The following is an 18,822-nucleotide window of genomic DNA, read 5'->3' as shown; positions in this document are numbered from 1 at the left end:
GTCCGCTAACCCCCCCCCTAGCTGGAGTTGGGGGTGTCCGCTTTCCGGCCTGGCAGCCAGCGTCCGCTTTCGGCGCCGAAGCCCAGGACTGAAATCGACCCGTTGCGGACATCCATTCAGAGAAGCATCATCGGTGGATGTCAGCGCCAGATTACGACGATCCTAAGTCCAGACTTAAGCTGCGCTTTCGGCCGCTGCGCGGCTCAAGCACGCTTGTCTTGCTGGCTGTCGGACTGTCCATGCTCGCCGCGATTGTCTGCTTAATCGCCTTTCTGGCCAGCCTTCTTCCCGGTGCCGTAGTTAGCGGAAGTCCCTTCTGGTTCCTCGCCGGAGCGGCAGCTTTTGCGCTCAGTACCGGAGTCTTTTATGCGACTCACAGATTCTTGCGGCGCTTCCGCTGAACGTCCGCTTCCCACCCTTAGCCGAAACCCCGTACGTCTGCTCGTCAGCCCCGAGGTCAATGGGTCGGCGCCTACCGATGAACCGGTTTGCGCCACTGTCTTCGTCACCGAACTGACGAACTGATACCCCCCGGCTTCGGCCTGGGGCGTTTCCGTTTTGACGGGGCGGAATGCGCCTCTCGCCCCGGCCGAAGTTTCTCGCCTATATGAAGTCTGACGACCGGCGCGCTGCGCGCCGGGTGCAGCGGGCGAGCCGATGGCCGAGACTCTTTCCTTCCATTCTCCCAAGACCCACGGCTTCGTGCGTGTGGCGGCGGCGACGCCGGTCAGCCATGTCGGCGACCCGAAGGCCAACGCCGCCGAACACGTCGCCCTGATCCGCGAGGCGGGCGAACAGGGCGCGGACCTGATCGTCTTTCCCGAACTGTCGCTGTCGGCCTACGCCATCGATGACCTGCACCTGCAGGCGGCGCTGCTGGACGAGGTTGAGCGCCAGATCGCCGTGGTGGCCCAGGCGACGGCCGACGCGGATCTGATCGCCGTGGTCGGGGCGCCGGTGCGCAACGGCGACGCCCTGTATAACTGCGCCGTCGTGATCGGATCGGGCGAGGTGCTGGGCGTCGTGCCCAAGACCTATCTGCCCAACTACCGCGAATACTACGAGAAGCGCTGGTTCGCCCCCGCCGCCGCGCGCAGCGAGGACGTGATCCATCTGAACGGCGAGACGGTCGATTTCGCGCCGGGCCTGGTGTTCGAGGCCGTGAACCGGCCGGGCTTCGTCTTCGCCGCTGAAATCTGCGAAGACTATTGGGCGCCCCTGCCCCCCTCGACCCGTGCGGCGCTGGCGGGCGCGCGCATCCTGCTGAACCTGTCGGCCTCCAACATCGTCATCGGCAAGGCGGATGAGCGGGCGATGCTGAGCGCCAGCCATTCGGCCCGCACTCTGTCGGCCTATGTCTTCACCGCCTCGGGCTGGGGCGAGAGCACCACCGACCTGGCCTGGGACGGTCAGGCGACCGTTCACGAACTGGGCGTCAAGCTGGCGGAAGGGCAGCGGTTCTCGCTGGAAAGCCACCTGACCCTGGCCGACGTGGATGTGGACCGGATCGGGCTGGACCGGCTGCGCAACGGCACATTCTCCGACTGTGCGCGGCTGGAGGGCGAGGTCGCGACCATCGTGCCCTTCATGGCCCGCGAGGACGTGGTCGAAAGCGACCTGATCCGGCCGCTGGACCGTTTCCCCTTCGTGCCCGACGACGCCGGGCGGCTGGACCAGGACTGCTACGAGGCGTTCAACATCCAGGTGCAGGGTCTGATGCGCCGGATGACGGCGACACGTGCGAACCGGCTGGTGATCGGGGTTTCGGGTGGACTGGATTCGACCCAGGCCCTGCTGGTCGCCTGCCGCGCCTTTGACCGGCTGAACCTGCCGCGCACCGGCATCCTGGCCTACACCATGCCGGGGTTCGCCACCTCTGACGGCACCAAATCGAACGCCTGGACGCTGATGAAGACGTTGGGCGTCACCGGCGCCGAGATCGACATCCGCCCCGCCGCCGAACAGATGTTCAAGGACATCGGCCACCCCTACGCCGAGGGTCAGCCGGTGCACGACATCACGTTCGAGAATGTGCAGGCGGGCCTGCGCACCGACTATCTGTTCCGTCTGGCCAATCAGAATGACGCCTTTGTCCTGGGCACCGGCGACCTGTCGGAACTGGCGCTGGGGTGGTGCACCTATGGCGTCGGCGACCATATGAGCCACTACAACGTCAACGGCGGGGTGGCGAAGACCCTGATCCGGCACCTGATCCGCTGGGTCGCGGCGCGCGAACTGGTCGGGAATGATGCGACGCCGACCCTGCACGCCATTCTGGACACCGAGATTTCGCCCGAACTGGTCCCGGCCAAGGACGGGGTGATCCAGTCCACAGAGGGCACGGTCGGTCCCTATGCGTTGAACGACTTCTTCCTGTTCTACATCAGCCGCTTCGGCCTGAAGCCGTCCAAGGTCGCCTTCCTGGCGCACCAGGCCTGGGGCGACCGGACCGTGGGCGAATGGCCCGCCAACACGCCGCAGGATGAGCGGGTCGAATATGATCTGGCCACCATCAAGGGGTGGTTGAGAAAGTTCCTGATCCGCTTCTTCCAGACGGCCCAGTTCAAACGCTCGGCCCTGCCGAACGGGCCCAAGGTGGTGACCGGCGGCTCGCTGTCGCCGCGCGGCGACTGGCGCGCGCCGTCGGATGGCTCGGCGCGGGTCTGGCTGGACGAACTGGATGCCAACGTCCCGGACGTCTGAACATGAAATCCCATAGTCAGCGTATGGATATTGCGCGACCCGCTCGCTAGAAGCTTCGCCATGACCGAAGACGTGACCAAAGATTCCAACGGCAACATCCTGGCCGACGGCGACAGCGTGACCCTGATCAAGGACCTGAAGGTCAAGGGGTCGGGCGGCGTGACCCTGAAGCGCGGAACCCTGGTCAAGAACATCCGCCTGACCGGCGACACAGATGAGATCGAGGCCAATGTCGAGAAGGTGCGCGGCCTCGTGCTCCGCACCGAGTTCGTCAAGAAGGCTTGAAGCCCCCCCTTTTCAAGTGACGGTGCAGCCGCCATCTAGCGGCCTATGACCGACACCCTCGCCGCCCCCGCCTCTTCTGCCGCCGCCACGAACGGCAAGATCCCCGTCACCGTGCTGACCGGCTATCTCGGCGCGGGCAAGACGACGCTGCTGAACCGCATCCTGACCGAGGACCACGGCAAGCGTTACGCCGTCATCGTCAACGAGTTCGGCGAGATCGGCATCGACAACGACCTGGTGGTCGGCGCCGACGAGGACGTGTTCGAGATGAACAACGGCTGCGTCTGCTGCACGGTGCGCGGCGACCTGATCCGCGTGGTCGCGGGCCTGATGAAGCGCCAGCGCCCCGGCAAGCCCGCCTTCGACGCCATCATCGTGGAGACGACCGGCCTGGCCGACCCTGGCCCGGTGGCCCAGACCTTCTTCGTGGACGAAGACGTCAAGGCCAAGACCCAGTTGGACAGCGTCACCACCCTGGTCGACGCCAAGCACGTCATGGCCCGGCTGGACGACAGCAAGGAGGCCCGCGAACAGGTGGCCTTCGCTGACCGGATCATCCTGAACAAGGTCGATCTGGCCACGGCGGACGAACTGGAGACGGTGGAGGCCCGTCTGCGCGCGCTGAACCCGCTGGCGCCCATCGTGCGCGCCGAGCGGTCCAACGTTCCGCTGGACCAGGTGCTGGGCCTGCACGCCTTCGACCTGGATCGGATTCTGGAAGTGAAGCCAGACTTCGTGAACCCGCCGCATGGCGCCGACGGCCATGTGCATGACGAGCACTGCGGCCACGATCACCACCATCATGACCACGACCACGGGCATGACCATCACGAACATGACCATGCCCACGATCACGGACATGGCGTACGCGGCCATGCGCATCAGGACGACATCAAGGGCATCTCCCTGTCGCTGGACCGCCCGCTGGACGGGACCAAGTTCACCAACTGGCTGGACAAGCTGCTGGGCGAGCAAGGCCAGAACATCCTGCGCGCCAAGGGCATCATCGACGTGAAGGGCGAGAACCGCCGCCTGGTCTTCCAGGCCGTGCACATGATCCTGGAAGGCGACCTGCAACGCGAATGGGGCGTCGCCGAACGCCGCTGGAGCCGCGCTGTCTTCATCGGCCGCGATCTGGACGAGGCCGCGCTGAAGGCCGGGTTCGAAGCTTGCGCGGCCTGACCTTGACCTGATCGCTGAAAATAAAAGGCCGGTGGGGCGATCCACCGGCCTTCTTTTTGATCACGCCTTATCGAACAGCCTGTTCCAGCGACGCTTGTCGCGGGTCTTCCAAGCACCGCGGTGATAGGCGTCGGAGGCGATCAGCGGCACGACCGTGGTGGCTTCAGCAAAGACCATCTGTTCATGGGTGGTCTGGACCTTGCCCCACGACGCCGCCTCTTTCAGCGTCGAGGATGAGCAGGCGCCGTCGCGGACATCGGCGACCGTGATCTGGACGGCGTATCGGTGCATCTCGGCCTCGACGCCCAGGATTTCGGCGCAGACGACCGTGTCCTGGGCGAAATTCTTGGGCACGCCGCCGCCGACCATGAACAGGCCCGTGACGCCCGCCGCGATCTTGATGTCGGTCAGTTCGCGGAAGTCGGCGATGGCGTCCAGCATCAGATAGGGCTTGCCCGCCGCCGCCCGCTCCTTCTGGTGCTTGACCAGACCGAAACCCGCGGAGCTATCGACAAAGGCCGGACAGAAGATCGGCACGCCTTCTTCATAGGCGGTCTGGATCAGGGAGCCGGGCTTTTTCGCATTTCCCTCCGACAGCCACTTGCCCATCTCCCAGATGAACTCACGGCTGGAATAGCCGCGCGGCTCCAGACGGTTGGCGATCTCCAGGATGGTGTGGTCGCAGGCCTGGAGCTGCTCTTCGTCGATATAGGTGTCGTAGATGCGGTCGATGTAGTTTTCGCGCAGAACATTGTCGTCCACCGAACCGGCGGCCTGATAGTGTTTGAAGCCCAGGGCCTCGAAGAAATCCATGTCCACGATGGAGGCGCCGGTGGCGACCACGGCGTCGACCATGCCGAACTTCACCATGTCGCGGTACACGTCCATGCAGCCGCCCGCCGAGGTCGAGCCGGCCAGGATCAGCCAGGGCGAGCAATCCGCATCCTCGATGGCCATGGAGAAGATGTCGGCGGCGCGGGCCGTGTCGCGCGAGGAGAAGCTCATCTTGCGCATGGCGTCGATGATGGGGCGGGCGTCGAAGCGGGTGATGTCGACGTGCTCGACGACGTTCTGCAGCAGTTGGGCCTTGGTGTTGGCGGGCGCGGTTGCGGTCATTTCGGAAGCTTGCCTTGATGAACGCCCGTCGGACACGCAGCCATGCCGGGACGGAGCGACCGGCGGGACCGTTAGCCTCAACATAATCCGCCACCCTCGAACTTGATCCGAGGGTGGCGGCTTGAGATGTGAACGCGTTTACTTCCGGCGCGACTTGCGCTGGCCAGCCTTGCCCTTGGGACGCGACAGGCGAACGACCTTGCGGGCGTTCTCTTCCGCCGTGGTGCGCACGGTGGGGATGGAGCGCGGCGCCAAGCCGTACAGCGAGGCCATCGGGGCGTCCTCGACCACAGCGATGTCGTGCTCGCCATAGCCGTTGAAGCCGGTCGACATGGCCACGCCATAGGCGCCCAGCATGCCGATCTCGATGAAGTCGCCTTCGCGCACATCGGCAGGCAGCCAGAACGGGCCCGGCATATGGTCGATGGAATCGCAGGTCGGGCCGTAGAATTGAAACGCCTTGAGATCGCCCGCAGCATCGCCGTCCCGGACCAGTTTGGTCGGGAAGGGCCAGCGCGAGTGGGTCGCGTCGAACAGCGAACCGTACGATCCGTCGTTCAGATACAGGGCGTCGCCCTTGCGCAGATCAACGCGGGCCAGGATCGACGAGGACTCGGCGACGATCGCCCGGCCGGGCTCGCACCACAGCTCGGTCGTTTCCGACACCGGCATCTCGTTGAAGCCGCGGTGGATGGCGTCGGCGTATTCGCTCATGTCCGGCGGGACCATGCCCGGATAGACGGACGGGAAGCCGCCGCCGACATCGACGATGTCGACGATCACGCCCGCACGGCTGATCGAGCGGCCGACCTGGGCCATGGCGGCCTGGTAGGCGGTGGGCCGCATGCACTGCGAACCGACGTGGAAGCTGACGCCCATCAGACCGTCCTTGACCGCCTGGCGCGTGGCCAGCAGCAGAGCGGGGGCCTGATCCGAGGAGACGCCGAACTTGCCCGACAGGGTGTAGGCGGCGCCGTCCGCCGACACGGCCATGCGCACGACCAGATTCAGGTCGTCTGCGCCGCCGGTGGCGTCGAGGATCTTGGTCAGCTCGTCGATGCAGTCGAGCGCAAAGGTGCGCACGCCGTAGTCGAAATAGGCCTTGGTGATGGCCGAACGGCTCTTGACCGGATGCATGAAGGCCAGACGCACGTCGTCGCTGACCGAACGGACCAGTTCGATCTCGGCGATGGACGCCACGTCAAAACCGCGAACGCCCGCCTCGACCAGGGTCTCGATGACCCAACGCGACGGGTTCGCCTTCACCGCATAGAAGACGTCGGCTTTTAAATTATCCTGGAACCAGCGCGCCGCTACGGAAACCGAACGCGGCCGCACGAGTGCGACGGGACGTTCAGGAGGCCGCTCACGGACCAGGTCCAGGGGAAGCTGGTACGTGCGCAATTCACGTAACCCCCTGATGATTGTTAACCCAGACCGGCGTTAGCAGCGCGTAACGGTTAGACCTACGGGGTCCGCCGGAAAGCGCGATATGGGGTCTGTGGACTGTCATGTAAAGCGGTAATTTCATGGCGGGATCAGCTGAGGACCTGGCCCGATCGTGCGTCGCCCCCCAGCAGCCGCTTCCTCCCACTCCCGTCATCCCTGGGCTGGTCCCAGAGATCCATACGCCCGGTGTTTGGCGTGTGCGGCTTGCTCCCGGTCATCCTCGCCACAAGGGCGAGGATGACCATGAAACGAGAGCGAGAGAATGATTGACGAGAGAGATGGCGTCGACTGGGTCTTGCCCACGCCTGAAGCGCCTGCGACACGAACGTGCGCTATTCGTCCGAACCCCCATAAAAAAGCGTCGCAGGGTCGCGGTGCGTCGTCACACTCTGGCGAAATCGCCCGGTCCATGCGATTAAGACTTGCCCAAACGCCATTGGCGCGTCATGCGGCGCCCCTTCGCCACAGCCTCTCAGCGAGTTCATGAGTTCATCCGCAGCCGCCATCGCCCCCGGGCTCGTCCTGGCGCGTGACGTGTCGAAGACCTTCGGATCGCGAAAGGCGCTGAACGGCGTCTCGATCGAGGTCGCCTCAGGCGAAATGGTCGCCCTGATCGGTCCTTCGGGATCGGGCAAGTCCACGCTCCTGCGTTCCATCACCGGCCTGCAGTCGATCGACGCGGGCAAGGGAACCATCGCCGTGTTCGGCGAGACGGTTCAGAAGGACGGCCGTGTCACCGGCGCCGTGCGCAAGGCGCGCGGCAAGCTGGGCATGATCTTCCAGCAGTTCAATCTGGTCGGGCGCCTCAGCCTGTTCTCCAATGTCATGCTGGGATCGCTGGGCCGCCTGCCCGCCTGGCAGGGTCTGCTGGGCGTCTGGCCCCAGGCCGACAAGGACAAGGCCATGGCCGCCCTGCACCGGGTGGGCGTCAGCGACTACGCCGCCCAGCGCGCCAATACGCTTTCGGGCGGCCAGCAGCAGCGCGGCGCCATCGCCCGCGCCATCCTGCAGGGCGCCAAGGCCATCCTGGCCGACGAACCCGTCGCCTCGCTGGACCCCGTGTCCGCGCGCAAGGTGATGGAGTTGCTGGTCGAGCTGAACAAGCGCGACGGCATGGGCGTCATCGTCACCCTGCACCAGGTCGACTACGCCATCCGCTACTGCGACCGGGTCATCGCCCTGCAAGCGGGCAAGATCGTCTATGACGGTCCCTCAACGGGCCTGGACCAACAGCGCCTGATCGAAATCTACGGTCCTGAATTCGAGGACGCGTTCTGGGAGACCAAGGCATGAGCCCGTCCCAATTCTCCATGACCCGCCGCCTGATCGCCAGGACCGGCATGGCCGCCGTCGGCGCCGCCCTGGTTCTGGGTCTCGCCTCGTGCGGCGGCGGCGATGACAAGAAGGGCGGAACCCCGTCCGAGATCACCTTCTCGATCCTGTCCGCTGAAGGCCAGGCCTCGGCCGGCCCGCTGTGGCAGCCGCTGCTGGACGACATGTCCAAGGCCATCGGCGTGCCGGTGAAACCCTATTTCGGCTCGAACTACACGGTTCTGGTCGAGGCCATGCGCGGCAACCACACCCAGGTGGGCTGGTTCTCGGCCAAGCCTGAAGTCGAGGCCATCGACCGCGCCAACGCCGAGGTCATCGCCCGCACCGTCAACCGCGAAGGCCTGGACTCCTATCAGTCGACCCTGATCGTCAAGAAGGGCTCCGGCATCACGCTGGACAAGGTCGTGGCCTGCGGCAAGCAGTTCAACTTCGGCATCGGCGACGCCCAATCGACCTCGGGCACCCTGGCCCCCCTGACCTATTTCTTCAATCCGCGCGGCATCACGCCGTCGCAGTGCTTCAAGACCGTGCGTTCTGCCAACCATCAGGCCAACGCCTTTGGCGTGGCGACCGGCGTGATCGACGTGGCGACGTCCAACAGCGTCAACACCCTGTTCATCCGCAAGGAGAACCCGCGTCTGGCCGACCAGATCGAGGAGATCTGGTCCTCGCCCCCGATCCCTGAAAGCGGCATCGTCCTGCGCAAGGATCTGGACCCGGTTCTGAAAGAAAAGATCCGCGGCTTCTTCCTGACCTACGGCCAGGGCCAGGGCGCCGAGGCCGAGCGTCAGCGTCAGGTTCTGACGGCGCTGGAGTATTCGCGTTTCGCCGCCGCCGACGACGACTATCTGGATCCGATCCGCGAAATGATCGCCGACCAGAAGCTGAGCGAAGCCCGCGCCAAGGGCGACACCGCCGGCGCCGCTGCGGCCGAGCGTGAACTGCAACGCCTGCGCGCCAAGGGTGAGGTCCAACCTTGAGCGCAGCGCCTTCCCTGACGCCCGCGGCCATCCCCGCCGCGCCGCGCAAATCGGCCCTGGCATGGGCCGCCGACGTCCTGGTCTGGGGCGGCGTCGCCGTGGTGCTGCTCTACAGCATCAAGGCCGTCGACCTGGGCAATATCTCGCGCCTGTTCTCGGGCAACGAGAGCACGCAACTCTTCATTCACGACCTGCTGCGCCCCGACTTCTCCGATTGGAAGATGTTCGTCGGCAAGATGTGGGAGACCGTCCAGATCGCCCTGTGGGGCACCTTCCTGGCCGTGCTGTTCGGCATTCCGCTGGGTCTGGCCGCCGCCCGCAACATCGCCCCGCAATGGGTGGTGACGCCGGTGCGCTGGGTCATGAACCTGCTGCGTTCGGTGCCCGATCTGGTGATCGGCCTGCTGTTCGTCACCGCCGTGGGCCTGGGGCCTCTGGCCGGTGTTCTGGCCATCACCCTGAACACGGCTGGCGTTCTGGCCAAGCTGTTCTCGGAAGCCGTCGAGTCGATCGACAAGGGTCCGGTCGAAGGCGTGCGCGCCACCGGCGCCTCCAAGCTGCACGAGATCGTCTGGGGGGTGATCCCTCAGGTGGCCCCGCTGTGGACCTCTTTCGCCCTGTACCGCTTTGAATCCAACAGCCGTTCGGCGACCGTTCTGGGCCTGATCGGCGCAGGCGGCATCGGCCAGGTGCTGTTCGACAGCATGAACGCCTTCAACTTCAAGGCCGTGTCGGCCATCGTCATCATCGTGGTCATCGCCGTGACCCTGATCGACAGCCTGTCGCAGGTCATGCGCCGCCGCCTGCTGTAATCGTGCAGCCGGGCTTTGGGCCATCAGCCCGAAGCCCGGCCAGCCTGCTTCAGCGGCCCCTTGGCTTCAGCCGCTCCCCGACAGCCGCCCCCTTCAGCGGAATGTCACAATCCTCTGCTCTAAGCGTTGCGCACTAAGCCGCTCAGGGAGAGCCAGGATGATCCGCGCACTGAAATACGCCGCTACGGCGACCGCACTTCTGGCTCTCGCAGCCTGCGGCGACAACGGCTCCAGCGGCGGCTCCTCGTCGCGCGCCCGCGCCGGGATCTGGGCCGCAGGCTCCTCGACCGTCTTTCCCTTCTCGACCCGCGTGGCGGAGAACTTCGCGCGCACCTCGGGCGGCGCCGCTCCCCGCGTCGAGGCCCTGGGCACCGGCGGCGGCATCCAGGCCTTCTGCCAGGGCGTCGGCCCCAACAGCCCCGACATCGCCAACGCCTCGCGCCAGATGAAACAGTCCGAGTTCGACCTGTGCGCCAAGAACGGCGTCACCGACATCGTCGAACTGAAGATCGGCTATGACGGCATCGTCATCGCCACGGCGCGCAACGGCAACAGCTTCAACTTCGAACTGAACGACCTGTACGAAGGCCTGGCCAAGGAAGTTCCCGACGCCAGCGGCGCCTTCATCGCCAACCCGACCAAAACCTGGAACGATGTGAACAAGGGCCTGCCGGTCCAGCGCATCCAGGTCTATGGCCCGCCGCCCACCTCGGGCACGCGCGACGCCTTCCTGGAGCTGGGCATGGCGCCGGGCGCCAAGCTGGTTCCCGCCGCCGCCGCCATCGAAAAAACGGACAAGAGCCGGTTTGAAACCATCGCCCACACCCTGCGGGAGGACAATGCCTGGATCGACGCCGGCGAGAACGACAACGCCATCGTCCAGACCCTGAGCCGCACCCCCGGCTCGTTGGGCGTGTTCGGCTATTCCTTCCTGGAGCAGAACCTGGATACGGTGAAGGCCGAGACCATCGACGGCGTGGCCCCCACCGCCGACACCATCGCCGACGGCTCCTATCCCCTGTCGCGCAGCCTCTACATCTATGTGAAGAAGGCCAATATCGGCGTCATCCCCGGCCTGCAGCAGTTCGTGCAGGAGTTCCTGTCGGACGCCTCCGCCGGTCGTGGCGGTTATCTGCAGGACCGCGGCCTGATCCCGCTGCAGGCGGCGGATCTGCAGGCCCAGCGCGCCACGGCGGCCGCAATGACGCCGATGGCCCGCCCCGCCAAGTAACCGGGTTCTCTCCGAAGGCGTCCCGCCCCTTTTCACCGCTGCTCCGTCGGCTATGATGGGGCGGGACAGCTTTTCAGGACATCGAATGACTTCCAAGCCCGCGCGTCTGCGCAAGGCCGTACTTCCCGTCGCCGGTCTCGGCACGCGGGTTCTTCCCGGCACCAAGACGACCCCCAAGGAACTGTTGAACGTCGTTGACCGGCCGATCCTTTCCTACATCGTCGAGGAAGCCCGCGAAGCCGGGATCGAACACATCGTCTTCGTCACCGGCCGCTCCAAGGGCGCGATCGAGGACTATTTCGACCACCAGATCGAGCTTGAGGCCCAGTTGGAGGCCAAGGGCAAGACGGCCATCCTGGAGATGATGAACGCCGAACTGGCCAAGGCCGGTGAGATGAGCTTCACCCGCCAGATGCAGCCCAAGGGCCTGGGTCACGCCGTCTGGTGCGCGCGTGACATCATCGGTCATGAACCGTTCGCCGTCATGCTGCCCGACGTCATTGTCGATGGCCAGCCGGGCGCGTTGAAACAGCTTGTCGATGCCTATGAGGAGACGGGCGGCAATCTGATTGGCGTCGAATCGGTCGATATCGCAGACGCCCACAAATACGGCATCGTCGATCCGGCCAGCCGCGAGGGCAATCGCATCACCATGAAGGGGATGGTCGAAAAGCCCGCACCCGGCACGGCGCCGTCCAACCTGTCCATCGCGGGCCGCTACATCCTTCAGCCCGAGATCTTCGACCTGCTGGCGACCCAGGAACGCGGCGCTGGCGGCGAGATCCAGTTGACCGACGCCATGGATCGGCTGATGCACGAGCAAAGCTTCACCGCCGTCGAATACGCAGGCGTGACCCACGACTGCGGCGACAAGATCGGCCTGCTGCGCGCCAACGTCGCCCTGGCCCTGAAACGCCCAGATTTGGGTGAGGCGGCGCGCAAGGCGATTTCGGCCCTGCTGTAACCTTACGGAAGCCTGCGGGGGTTCCGGTTCGCATCGGCCCCTGCTAACCCTCCGCCAAATCATCAGGAGACGTATCATGGCGACGAGCGAAGGCTGGGACATGCCCACCGGAGACCTCATGAAGGGCAAGAAGGGCCTGATCATGGGGGTCGCGAACTCCAGCTCCATCGCCTGGGGCATCGCATCGCAACTGGCCGCCCAGGGCGCCGAGTTGGCCTTCACCTATCTGGGCGAAAGCCTGGAGCGCCGCGTGCGCCCGCTGGCCGAAAGCGTCGGCGCCAAGCTGCTTATCCAGGCCGACGTCACCGACGACGCCTCGATGGACCATGCCTTCGCCGAGTTGGAGAAAGAGTTCGGCACGATCGACTTCGTCGTCCACTCGGTCGCCTTCGCCAACAAAGATGAGCTGAAGGGTTCGTTCGTCGACAACACCACGCGCGACAGCTTCCTCTTGGCCATGAACATCTCGGCCTTCAGCTTCGTGGACGTGGCCAAGCGTTCGGCCATGCTGATGCCGAACGGCGGATCTATGATCACCCTGACCTATCTGGGGTCCGAGCGGGTCATTCCGAACTACAACACCATGGGCGTGGCCAAGGCTGCGCTGGAAGCCGCCACGCGTTACATCGCGCGCGATCTGGGTCCCAAGAACATCCGCGTCAACGCCATCTCGGCGGGCGCCATGCGCACCCTGTCGCTGGCCGGCATTTCGGGCGGACGCGGCCTGCACTCCAGGTCGGCGCAGTTCTCGCTGATCAAGGAAGAGACCTCGATGGAAGGCGTCGCGGGCGCGGCCCTGTGGCTGTGCTCGGACCTGGGTCGTTCGACCACGGGCGAAGTCGTGCACGTCGATGCGGGCTTCCACGCGGTCGGCCTGCCGGAAGACATCGAAGCCTGATCCCGACGGATCGGCTGAACATCAAGGGCCGCCGGGCGAACCGGCGGCCCTTTTTGCTTTCGGGGCGCGACAGCTCCGCTTATCCGTAGGCTATGAGCGCGCCGAACCTCCCTCCCCCCGCCAGCTTCTCCGCCGCCGCCGTGGCCACCGTGGTGGGTTTCGGCGGCACGGTCGCCCTGATCGTGCAGGCGGGTCAGGTTCTGGGCGCCAGCCCGACCCAAATCATTTCGATGGTGACGGCCCTGTGCCTGGGCATCGGCCTGCCGGGGATGTTGCTGAGCTGGCGCTTCAAAATGCCGGTCGTCTTGGCCTGGTCGACGCCGGGGGCGGCCCTGCTGGCGGCCTCGGCGCTAGGCCTGGGCTGGGCCAACGCCATCGGGGCCTTCGTGTTTGCAGCCCTGTTGATGGTGCTGACGGGCCTGGCGCCGGCGCTGGGACGGCTGGCGCAGAAGATTCCCGCCTCGGTCGCCTCGGCCATGCTGGCGGGCGTGCTGCTGCCCTTCGTGCTGAGGCTGTTCAAGGTCGTGCCGGACGAGATGGGGCTGGCGATCGGACTGCTGGCCGTCTTCATCGTCACGCGGCGGCTGTGGCCCGCCTGGAGCCTGCCCGCCGTTCTGGTCGCCGCCTTTGCTGTGCTGGCCTTCAAGGGGCAGATAGGCCTGCCGCCCGGAACCGGCCTGTTCGGCGGCCTGTCGCCGGTCATTCCCGTCTTTGACTGGAAGGTCGCCGTCAGTCTGGGTCTGCCGCTGTTTCTGGTCACCCTGGCCTCGCAGAACCTGCCGGGGCTGGTGGTGCTGAGAGCCGCCGGATACGAGCCGCCCGCCAACCGTCTGATCTTCGCCACCGGCCTGACCAGTCTGATCGCCGCCCCATTCGGCGCGCACGGGGTCAATCTGGCCGCCATCACCGCCGCCCTGTGCACCGGCCCTGACGCCCATCCCGATCCCGCGAAACGATGGATCGTGGGCGTCATCTATGGCGGGTTTTATGTGGTGGTCGCCCTGTTCGCGGCGCCGCTGGCGGGCCTGTTCATCGCCATGCCGCCTGCGGTTCTGGCCATCATCACGGGCCTGGCCCTGATCGCGGCCCTGACGGGGGCGCTGGGGGCCATGCTGGCCAAGCCGAACGAGCGGGAAGCCGCCGTCCTGACCTTCGCCGCCACAGGCTCCGGCGTCGCCCTGTTCGGGATCGGCGCGGCCTTCTGGGGGCTGGTCGTGGGATTCGCCGCACTGGCGGCGATGCGCTGGATCAGACCGAGGGCCTGACAAGGCTCGCGGTCCATCGACATTCGGTTAGTCAGTCTCTCGAATCGTCATTCCGGGGCTGAGCGGAGCGAAGAACCCGGAACCCAGGTTGAACGGCGCTGGAGCGACCTCCTGGGTTCCGGGTTCGCCCTTCGGGCGCCCCGGAATGACGGTTCTGAACTGGCTTAGTCGCGCAGCGAGGCCGGGACCTGGCCGCCGTTTTCGGCCAGCTTCCGCCAGACCGCCTTGGACAGGGCGATGTTCTGCTCGGCCGAGCCGTGTTCACCGGCATGGACGTTCAGTTCTTCAGCCAGCTCCTTGCGGGCCGACAGGCTGGAATCGAGGTCGAGCAGTTTCAGCAGGTCGACGATCGAGGTGCGCCAATTGCCGCCGCCGCCCTTGCTGGCGGCAAGGCCGCTCAGAACGGCTTCGACGTCGACCGGCGGCAGGCTGGCGGGCGCAGCAGTCGGCGCGGCGCCTGCCGGAGCGGCTGTCGGTGCGGGGGCCGGAGCCGCCGCAGGCTTGTGGTTCGTGATCTTGTTCCAGATGGAAGAGAAGATGCCCATGAGGTCGCGCTCCTGTTGAGGTTGCGGACTAACGCAACCATGACAGTATGGTTCACGTCCGTGACGGAATCTCAAGCCCCCGCTGAACCGCCGGACGCGCCAGCCCGCGTTCCAGCCAGGCGGCGACGTGCGGGAAGTCCTTGAACCCGACGATCTCGCCCGCTTCATAGAAGCCGATCAGGTTGCGCACCCAGCCCAAGGTGGCGATGTCGGCTATGGAATAGTCGCCGATGATCCAGTCACGCGGCTCGCCGCCTTCATTGGCCAGACGGGTCTCCAGGACGCCCAGCAGACGACGGGATTCCGCGACGTAGCGATCGCGCGGGCGCTTGTCCTCATACTCCTTGCCGGCGAAGCGGTGGAAGAAGCCGAGCTGGCCGAACATCGGGCCGATGGCGCCCATCTGGAACATGACCCACTGGATCGTCTGGTAGCGTTCGGCCGGATCCGCCGACAGGAATTTGCCAGTCTTCTCCGCCAGATAGATCAGGATGGCGCCGGATTCGAACAGGGCCAGCGGTTGCCCTCCCGGCCCCTCGGGATCGATGATGGCGGGGATCTTGCCGTTGGGGTTCAACGACAGATATTCCGGCCCCCAGGTCTCGTTCTTGGTGATGTCGATCAGATGCGGCTCATAGGCCAGACCGACCTCCTCCAGCATGATCGACACCTTCACGCCATTTGGCGTCGGCAGGGAATAGAGCTGGAGCCGGTCAGGATGCTGGGCGGGCCAGCGCTGGGTGATCGGGAAGGCGGACAGGTCGGTCATGCAATGAAGTCCTGATGGCGGATGCACCAATGTTGGCGCGATCCGCCTATTTCGCAACAGCGGCAGGAGCAGTGCAATCGCGCGCTTGTGAATGGCGACGCTGGGAGGTCAATGCCAGCTTGTCTGTGACCCGATCACAGGTCGTATCTGGAGACGCCCGATGGCGCACAAGTTCGAAGTCTATAAGGACAAGGCTGGCGAGTTCCGTGTCCGCTTCAAGTACAATTCCGAGATCATCTTCTCGACCGAAGGCTATTCGGACAAGTCAGGCGCCAAGCGCGCGATCGAGTCGATCAAGAAATACGTCGCCGACGCCCCGACCGAAGAAATCTAGGTTCAGTCGGGCTCACGCTCGCCCACCTCGTTCGGCGGCACGGCCAGAAGCCAGCCGTCGGCGAGGTGAAGCTCGGGCACGGCCTCTTTTGTAAACGGCAGATACCAGGTCGGGCCGCCCGTCGCGGGCGCGATCTCCAGCATGTCGTCGGCGCCGAAATTCTGAACCGACTTGACCTGGCCCATGACGGCGCCGTCCGCGCCACGGGCCTGAACCCCGATCAGATCCGCCAGATAGAATTCATCTTCGTCCGGTTCCGGGAAGCGGTCACGCGGGACGTGCAGCTTCAGACCGCGCAGGGCATCCGCCTCCTCCTTGGTGGCGATCTCCTTGGCGCGGCCCACGACGCCGTTCTTGTCGGGCCGCGTGGAGGTCAGGGTCAGGGCCACGGAGCCATCGGCGCGCAACAGCGGACCATAGGCGGTCAGGGCCAGAGGGTCGGCGGTGAAGGCGGTCACCCGCACCTCGCCGCGCACGCCGAAGCCGCCGCCGATCTGGCCGACGAGGATGAGTCTGCTGTCCGTGGTCATGCCGTTCTCTCCGCTTCAGGCCGCCCATAACAGAAAAGCAGCGCCCGTGAGGACGCTGCTTTCCATGCCGGATTGGTCGAAAGCCTTAGGCTTCCGTGGTTTCTTCAGCCGAAGCTTCAGCGGCCGGAGCCTCTTCAGCGGGGGCTTCTTCAGCAGCCGGAGCCGGAGCGTTCTTGGCGGCTTCAGCTTCTTCCTTGGCGCGGGCAGCGGCTTCGGCGGCTTCGGCCTTGGCGGCGGCTTCGGCTTCCAGGCGGTCGGCTTCGCGCTGGGCGCGTTCAGCGGCGCGCTCTTGCGCCTTCTTGCCGGGCTGGGCCTTGTTCGGGTTGTTGCCTTGCGTCCACTTGACCTTGGCGCCCAGGGTCTCGTCCTGCGACAGGAAGCGCGCGACGCGGTCGGTCGGCTGAGCGCCCTTGCCGAGCCATTCAGCGATACGCTCGACCTTCAGGGCGACGCGCGGCGTGGCGCTGTCCTTGGGAAGCATCGGGTTGTAGGAGCCGACCTTCTCGATGAACTTGCCGTCGCGGGGGGCGTGCGAGTCAGCAACGACGATGTGGTAGTAGGGGCGCTTCTTGGCGCCGCCGCGGGCCAGACGAATCTTCAGCATTTTCAGTCTCTTTCTAGAAAGTCGTTATTTCTTTGAGGGGAAGCCCGGCAAGCCCGGAAGGCCCCCCGGAAGTTGTCCGCCGCCCAGGCCCGCCAGACGGTCCTGCACAGCTTTCAGTTCGTCCGCGCTGGGTTCAGCCATCTTGCCGCCACCCAGAGCCTTAAGGCGCGCCATGTCCGGCCCGCCCATTCCACCGCCGCCGAGGCCGCCGAGCATGGCCGCCATCTGCTGCATCTTCTTGGGTCCGCCACGCGCCATCGACTTGACCATGTCGGCCATCTGGCGGTGCTGTTTCAGAACCCGATTCACGTCCTGCACGTCGACCCCGGCGCCCGCCGCGATCCGCTTCTTACGCGAGGCGTTCAGCAGGTCCGGCTTCTTGCGCTCGGCCTTTGTCATCGAGGAGATGATGGCTTCCTGACGCAGGATCATGCGGTCGTCGATGCCGCTGTCGGCCATCTGGTTCTTCATCTTGGCCACGCCCGGAAGCATGCCCATGATGCCCTGCAGACCGCCCATCCGCTTCATCTGCTGAAGCTGACCGGCCAGATCGTCCAGATCGAACTGACCCTTGGCCAGCTTGCGGGCCATCTTCTCGGCCTTGGCCTGATCCAGGTCCTGAGCGGCCTTTTCGACCAGGGCTACGATGTCGCCCTGACCCAGGATGCGGCCCGCGACGCGGCGGGCGTCGAAGACGTCCAGGGCGTCGACCTTTTCGCCAGCGCCCAGATATTTGATCGGCAGGCCGGTGACGGCGCGCATCGACAGCATGGCGCCGCCACGGCCATCGCCGTCGGCGCGGGTCAGGACCAGACCCGTCAGGGGCAGGCGCTCATGGAAGGCCTTGGCGGTGCGGACGGCGTCCTGACCGGTCAGGCTGTCGGCGACCAGCAGGGTCTCGACCGGCTTGGAGATCTCGGCGACCTCGGCGACCTCGTTCATCAGCCCTTCGTCCAGGGTGATGCGGCCGGCGGTGTCCAGGATCAGGACGTCAAAGCCCTGCAGCTTGGCGGCGGTCAGGGCGCGGCGGGTGATCTGGACCGCGCTCTCGCCCGCCACGATGGGCAGGGTCGCGACCTCGATCTGCTTGCCCAGAGTGGCCAACTGCTCCATCGCGGCCGGACGACGCGTGTCCAGCGAGGCCATCATGACCTTCTTGCGATCGAACTTGGTCAGACGCAGCGCCAGCTTGGCGGAGGTCGTCGTCTTGCCCGAACCCTGCAGACCGGCCATCAGCACGACGGCGGGCGGGTTGGCATTGGTGTTAAGGGGGACCGGCTCTTCGCCGCCCAGCATCTCGATCAGGCCGTCATAGACGATCTTGACCACCTGGTCGGCCGGCTTGACCGAACGGATGACTTCTTCGCCGGTGGCGCGCTCGGTGGCGAAGGCGATGAAGTCCTTGACGACCGGCAGGGCGACGTCGGCCTCAAGCAGGGCCACGCGCACTTCGCGCATCGCCTCTGCGACATCCTTTTCAGACAGGGCGCCGCGACCGGTGATCCGGTCGAAGACGCCTGTAAGCCGCTCGTTCAGAGCCTCGAACATTCACTACCTCATGGCGACGGGTGAAACGGCTCCATACGACAACGGCCTCTGGCGACGGTCACGTCGGCAGAGGGTTCTCGCCAGCCTCATCCACTTCCCTAGAGCGCTAACGCTGCGCTGCTTGAGCGCGGAAATGGGATCGTGCTGGTGGAGACGCGAGGTTCACTTGCGTCGGAAGCGGCGGCTTATGAAGGAAAACAATGGAAATGTCGAATCCGACATTTCATCTCTGCATAGCCCTTCAACACGTCACGACCGCCAAGCTGAAACGCCGC

The 18,822-nt window shown here is 65.5% G+C and carries 18 protein-coding genes; 11 read left to right on the top strand and 7 right to left on the bottom strand.

From position 1 onward, the window contains the following. Positions 1-657 precede the first annotated feature (657 nt). From JKF87_RS10875 to JKF87_RS10865, 3 genes are read left to right on the top strand one after another with little or no spacing between them, the layout of a single operon-like run. Complete coding sequence (locus JKF87_RS10875) at positions 658-2,703, top strand: NAD(+) synthase (protein ID WP_201099908.1); 2,046 nt, start codon at positions 658-660, stop codon at positions 2,701-2,703. 60 nt (positions 2,704-2,763) lie between these two features. Then, positions 2,764-2,988: an alkylphosphonate utilization protein gene (locus JKF87_RS10870; protein WP_201099907.1), complete on the top strand. Its 225-nt coding sequence runs from the start codon at positions 2,764-2,766 to the stop codon at positions 2,986-2,988. A gap of 45 nt (positions 2,989-3,033) precedes the next feature. Next, the gene (locus JKF87_RS10865; RefSeq protein ID WP_201099906.1) at positions 3,034-4,170 is read left to right on the top strand and encodes a CobW family GTP-binding protein; all 1,137 of its coding nucleotides are present in this window, start codon (positions 3,034-3,036) and stop codon (positions 4,168-4,170) included. A 60-nt stretch (positions 4,171-4,230) separates the two neighbouring features. Here the strand turns inward: JKF87_RS10865 and JKF87_RS10860 are convergent, their stop codons facing one another. Together JKF87_RS10860 and JKF87_RS10855 are read right to left on the bottom strand one after the other, a co-directional pair. Further along, positions 4,231-5,286, bottom strand: a complete 1,056-nt coding sequence (locus JKF87_RS10860) for a 1,9-bis(guanidino)-5-aza-nonane synthase (RefSeq protein ID WP_201099905.1) — start codon at positions 5,284-5,286, stop codon at positions 4,231-4,233. A gap of 138 nt (positions 5,287-5,424) precedes the next feature. Then, entirely contained in the window at positions 5,425-6,690 is a 1,266-nt protein-coding gene (locus JKF87_RS10855) for a type III PLP-dependent enzyme (RefSeq protein WP_201099904.1), read from the bottom strand. Positions 6,691-7,218: 528 nt separating this feature from the next. Between JKF87_RS10855 and phnC the strand changes: the two genes are divergently transcribed. The 7 genes from phnC to JKF87_RS10820 all read left to right on the top strand — a co-directional run bounded on the left by phnC (position 7,219) and on the right by JKF87_RS10820 (position 14,217). Continuing rightward, entirely contained in the window at positions 7,219-8,028 is an 810-nt protein-coding gene (gene phnC / locus JKF87_RS10850) for a phosphonate ABC transporter ATP-binding protein (RefSeq protein WP_201099903.1), read from the top strand. After that, entirely contained in the window at positions 8,025-9,047 is a 1,023-nt protein-coding gene (gene phnD, locus JKF87_RS10845) for a phosphate/phosphite/phosphonate ABC transporter substrate-binding protein (RefSeq protein WP_236261298.1), read from the top strand. Before phnC ends, phnD begins: the two co-directional genes overlap by 4 nt. Further along, on the top strand, positions 9,044-9,859 hold the full coding sequence (gene phnE, locus JKF87_RS10840; RefSeq protein ID WP_370874339.1) for a phosphonate ABC transporter, permease protein PhnE: 816 nt from the start codon (positions 9,044-9,046) through the stop codon (positions 9,857-9,859). Before phnD ends, phnE begins: the two co-directional genes overlap by 4 nt. 157 nt (positions 9,860-10,016) lie before the next feature. Further along, positions 10,017-11,090 carry a substrate-binding domain-containing protein gene (locus JKF87_RS10835; protein WP_201099902.1) on the top strand — a complete coding sequence of 358 codons (1,074 nt, stop codon included), beginning with the start codon at positions 10,017-10,019 and terminating at the stop codon, positions 11,088-11,090. Positions 11,091-11,175: 85 nt separating this feature from the next. Beyond that, a complete protein-coding gene (gene galU / locus JKF87_RS10830; RefSeq protein ID WP_201099901.1) occupies positions 11,176-12,054 on the top strand; it encodes a UTP--glucose-1-phosphate uridylyltransferase GalU in 879 nt (292 codons plus the stop codon). 100 nt (positions 12,055-12,154) lie between these two features. Next, complete coding sequence (locus tag JKF87_RS10825) at positions 12,155-12,952, top strand: enoyl-ACP reductase FabI (protein WP_201099990.1); 798 nt, start codon at positions 12,155-12,157, stop codon at positions 12,950-12,952. 92 nt (positions 12,953-13,044) lie between these two features. Continuing rightward, positions 13,045-14,217 carry a benzoate/H(+) symporter BenE family transporter gene (locus JKF87_RS10820; protein ID WP_201099900.1) on the top strand — a complete coding sequence of 391 codons (1,173 nt, stop codon included), beginning with the start codon at positions 13,045-13,047 and terminating at the stop codon, positions 14,215-14,217. A 164-nt stretch (positions 14,218-14,381) separates the two neighbouring features. On the opposite strand, the gene JKF87_RS10815 is transcribed toward JKF87_RS10820, so the two are convergent. Next, positions 14,382-14,762, bottom strand: a complete 381-nt coding sequence (locus JKF87_RS10815) for a DUF3597 family protein (RefSeq protein WP_201099899.1) — start codon at positions 14,760-14,762, stop codon at positions 14,382-14,384. Positions 14,763-14,814: 52 nt separating this feature from the next. Further along, the gene (locus tag JKF87_RS10810) at positions 14,815-15,531 is read right to left on the bottom strand and encodes a glutathione S-transferase N-terminal domain-containing protein (protein ID WP_201099898.1); all 717 of its coding nucleotides are present in this window, start codon (positions 15,529-15,531) and stop codon (positions 14,815-14,817) included. 160 nt (positions 15,532-15,691) lie between these two features. On the opposite strand from JKF87_RS10810, the gene JKF87_RS10805 reads away from it, so the two are divergent. Beyond that, positions 15,692-15,865, top strand: coding sequence for a YegP family protein (locus JKF87_RS10805; protein WP_201099897.1), 174 nt, complete (start codon positions 15,692-15,694; stop codon positions 15,863-15,865). A gap of 2 nt (positions 15,866-15,867) precedes the next feature. Here the strand turns inward: JKF87_RS10805 and rimM are convergent, their stop codons facing one another. From rimM to ffh, 3 genes are all read right to left on the bottom strand, one after another. Next, positions 15,868-16,395 carry a ribosome maturation factor RimM gene (rimM, locus tag JKF87_RS10800; protein WP_201099896.1) on the bottom strand — a complete coding sequence of 176 codons (528 nt, stop codon included), beginning with the start codon at positions 16,393-16,395 and terminating at the stop codon, positions 15,868-15,870. A gap of 85 nt (positions 16,396-16,480) precedes the next feature. Continuing rightward, entirely contained in the window at positions 16,481-16,999 is a 519-nt protein-coding gene (gene rpsP / locus JKF87_RS10795; protein WP_201099895.1) for a 30S ribosomal protein S16, read from the bottom strand. Between the two features lie 24 nt (positions 17,000-17,023). After that, positions 17,024-18,547 (bottom strand): signal recognition particle protein, encoded by a 1,524-nt coding sequence (gene ffh / locus JKF87_RS10790; RefSeq protein ID WP_201099894.1) that lies wholly within the window; start codon positions 18,545-18,547, stop codon positions 17,024-17,026. Positions 18,548-18,822: the final 275 nt, after the last annotated feature.

This window comes from Brevundimonas nasdae, assembly GCF_016654005.1.
In the GTDB taxonomy this organism is placed as follows: Bacteria; Pseudomonadota; Alphaproteobacteria; order Caulobacterales; family Caulobacteraceae; genus Brevundimonas; species Brevundimonas nasdae.
Note: the sequence above shows the minus strand (reverse complement) of the source record. Positions and strands in the feature narration are given on the sequence as shown.